The organism is Bacillus sp. LL01, from assembly GCF_001037965.1.
This window is the reverse complement of the sequence record NZ_LFEL01000227.1, coordinates 1-3,661: the sequence shown is the minus strand read 5'-3', so window position 1 is coordinate 3,661 and position 3,661 is coordinate 1. Positions and strand designations below refer to the sequence as shown.

The following is a 3,661-nucleotide window of genomic DNA, read 5'->3' as shown; positions in this document are numbered from 1 at the left end:
ATAAAAGGAGTGGCCAATTGATGGCTGTACACAAAGAAGACATTGTAAGTCAGCTCACTCAAGTACTGAACGATCTACAAGCGATGATGCCATTAACCAACGAACATTTGTTGGTAATAGGGACAAGCACCAGTGAAGTTGCCGGAGAGCATATTGGATCAAATGGATCGCGTGAAATTGCTGATGCCATTTATCAAGCTCTATCTCAATTTCAAAAAGAAACAGGGGCTCAACTTGCTTTTCAATGTTGTGAGCACTTAAACCGGGCGCTTGTTTTGGAAAGAGCTGCAGCACGTGAACGAGGCTATGAGTCAGTTTCAGCGATTCCTGTTCGTGCAGCAGGAGGGGCGATGGCCACGCATGCTTATGCTAAAATGGATCATCCTGTTTTAGTCGAGTCGATTAAAGCCGATGCGGGCATTGATATTGGAGATACCTTTATTGGTATGCATTTAAAAGAAGTGGCCGTGCCGATTCGTAGCCAGGTTAAAGAAATTGGGCATGCTCATGTCACAGTGGCGAAAACGAGACCTAAATTGATAGGTGGGATTAGAGCGAACTATGCTGTTACGGAAGAACATGAATAATCAGAACTATTTTTAATGAATAGTACGGAATTTAGATCGTTCTTGTGTTAGAATGGAATTGAATTTAACATTTGAATCCTAAAAGCCGAATGAGTAGGAACTGAAAGGGGAATGAGGATGGAGACATTAAAGAAGCAAGACCAAAAAGTATTTGAGGCGATTGAACTTGAATTGGGTCGTCAGCGCGACAAAATTGAATTAATTGCATCCGAGAACTTCGTAAGTGAAGCGGTTATGGAAGCGCAAGGATCTGTTTTAACAAACAAATATGCAGAGGGATACCCTGGACGCCGTTACTATGGTGGATGTGAGTATGTTGATATCGTAGAAGACATTGCGCGTGATCGTGCGAAAGAGATCTTTGGTGCAGAGTATGTGAATGTACAACCTCACTCTGGTGCACAAGCGAATATGGCTGTTTATTTCACAATTCTTGAGCAAGGTGACACAGTACTTGGTATGAACCTTTCTCATGGTGGTCACTTAACTCACGGAAGTCCTGTTAACTTCAGTGGAGTGCAGTACAACTTTGTTGAGTATGGTGTAGATGAGAACACGCATCGTGTCGATTATGACGTGGTCCGTGAATTAGCAAAGGAACATAAGCCAAAATTAATCGTAGCTGGTGCGAGTGCTTATCCGCGTGAGCTTGATTTCGAGAAATTCCGTGAAATTGCTGATGAAGTAGGCGCGTATTTAATGGTTGATATGGCTCATATTGCAGGTCTTGTGGCTACAGGATTACATCCAAACCCAGTTCCTCATGCTCACTTTGTAACAACAACTACTCATAAAACATTACGTGGACCACGTGGTGGAATGATTCTTTGTAAAGAAGAGTTCGGTAAAAAAATTGATAAGTCTATCTTCCCTGGAATTCAAGGTGGCCCATTGATGCATGTTATTTCTGCAAAGGCTGTTGCATTTGGTGAAGCATTATCACCTGATTTCAAAATATACGGTGAAGCTGTTATCTCAAATGCGAAGCGCTTAGGTGAAAAGCTAGTAAGTGAAGGTGTAAACCTTGTATCAGGCGGAACAGACAATCACTTGCTCCTTTTAGACTTACGTTCGCTTAACCTTACAGGAAAAGTAGCTGAGAAAGCWCTTGATGAAGTAGGGATTACAACGAATAAAAACACAATTCCATTTGACCCAGAAAGCCCATTTGTAACAAGTGGTATCCGTATTGGAACAGCAGCTGTTACATCTCGTGGTCTTGATGGAGAGGCGATGGATGAGATTGGCGCGTTAATTGCATTAACGCTGAAAAACGTTGAGGATGAAGCGAAGCTTGAAGAAGTGCGTGAACGTGTAGCGACTTTAACGGCTAAATTCCCAATGTATCCAAATCTATAAAATGAAGAAAGCCCATTCTAGTATGAAACTAGGATGGGCTTTTTCATGTTTATGTTTAAATTTTTGAGTAAACAATTAAATATACTACACTTTTGATTATTTGCCCATATACGATAGTCGAAGTTGTGGAAGGTATTTCCTTTTTACGGCGGCAAAATATAAAAAATTACTATAGGTCATTTTGGAATGAGAAGTTGTTATAAAATGGATGTTTTTACCAGAATAAATGTTCATGTCAACGAGAAATGTGGACTAGTTGTGCCTATTCTCAAAAAAATCATTGAAATATCTTGAACAGGGTTGAATGGGTGCCGCTTTTTGGGTAGAATTTTCAAKGAGTAAAAGATGGCCAATAATCGACAAGAGGGAGTAGCGACTACAAGTTGCATCAAGATCTCTTTTGTTCGCATAAAAAAGGAGTCGAAGCTGATGAGTAAGGTGTTTGTATTTGATCATCCGTTAATTCAACACAAATTGACGTATATTCGTGACAAAAATACGKGAACGAAAGAATTTCGTGAGCTAGTTGATGAGGTTGCTGCATTGATGGCCTTTGAAATTACACGAGATCTTCCGTTGAAAGATGTTGAAATTGAAACACCGGTTGGACCAGCGCAATCAAAGACAATTGCAGGTAAAAAGTTAGGCCTTGTGCCAATTTTACGTGCGGGACTTGGAATGGTTGATGGTATCCTTCAGATGATTCCAGCTGCGAAAGTGGGACATGTTGGTTTATATCGTGACCCAGAAACATTAAAGCCAGTAGAATATTACGTAAAGCTTCCGACGGATGTAAATGAGCGTGAATTTATCGTAATTGATCCAATGCTTGCAACTGGTGGATCGGCTGTAGAAGCGATTAACAGCTTGAAAAAACGTGGCGCAAAGACGATTAAGTTAATGTGTCTAGTGGCAGCACCAGAAGGCGTTGAAGTGGTGAAAGAAGAGCATCCAGATGTTGATATTTATCTTGCAGCGCTTGATGAAAAACTTAATGAAAAAGGTTACATCGTACCTGGACTAGGCGATGCGGGTGACCGTTTATTTGGAACAAAATAAAAAACGAAATCTTAAGACCTGAATGCTACGCGCACTCAGGTCTTTTTCGCGTCTTTCATACATGAATTTCCCTTAAATCACTCATACTACATATACGCAACAAAGTTGGGAGGAGATCGGTTTGCGTTTTATGAGCTGGTTATGCTGCTTGGTGCTGCTACTATCGGTGGTCCCGTCGGTAAACGCTATGTCATCAGTGTTTCCGGAACGACCGCCGAGTGTGGAGCAACCAGCTGAGGACGAATGGGAGACGACTGTTGTCATTGTTACGGTAAAAGAAGATGTCGATGAGGCAGTCAAAGAAGTAATGGCGCAAGTGCCTTCTGGTAAGTTGCGTAAAACATTTAAACGAATCTATAATGGATTTTCAATAGAGCTCAAAAAAGGTGAGCTTAATCTTTTAAAGAATGTCGAATCGGTGGAGCGTGTTGATCACCTGGCCAGTTATGAGACGAATCTAGATGGGAGTGTTCCGTTTATTGGAGGCGACCAAGTTAGAGGGATGTTCAACCGGAACGGGGAGCGCTTAACCGGTAAGGGAGTCAAAGTGGCTGTTATTGATACAGGGATTGATTATCGTCACCCTGATTTGCAAGGAAATTACAAAGGTGGATATGATGTCGTTGATTATGATGATGATCCAATGGAGACGCAAA

Annotated in this window: 4 protein-coding genes; all 4 read left to right on the top strand. The window is 41.4% G+C overall.

What is annotated here, in order from left to right; genetic code table 11:
• Window positions 1–20 precede the first annotated feature (20 nt).
• Entirely contained in the window at window positions 21–587 is a 567-nt protein-coding gene (locus AB685_RS28470) for a TIGR01440 family protein (RefSeq protein WP_047973973.1), read from the top strand.
• A 117-nt stretch (window positions 588–704) separates the two neighbouring features.
• Window positions 705–1,946 (top strand): serine hydroxymethyltransferase, encoded by a 1,242-nt coding sequence (gene glyA / locus AB685_RS28465; RefSeq protein ID WP_047973972.1) that lies wholly within the window; start codon window positions 705–707, stop codon window positions 1,944–1,946.
• A gap of 429 nt (window positions 1,947–2,375) precedes the next feature.
• The gene (gene upp, locus AB685_RS28460; RefSeq protein WP_047973974.1) at window positions 2,376–3,005 is read left to right on the top strand and encodes a uracil phosphoribosyltransferase; all 630 of its coding nucleotides are present in this window, start codon (window positions 2,376–2,378) and stop codon (window positions 3,003–3,005) included.
• Window positions 3,006–3,192: 187 nt separating this feature from the next.
• Window positions 3,193–3,661, top strand: a 469-nt coding sequence (locus AB685_RS32450; protein ID WP_277814320.1) for a S8 family serine peptidase, incomplete at its 3' end; no start/stop codon positions are given.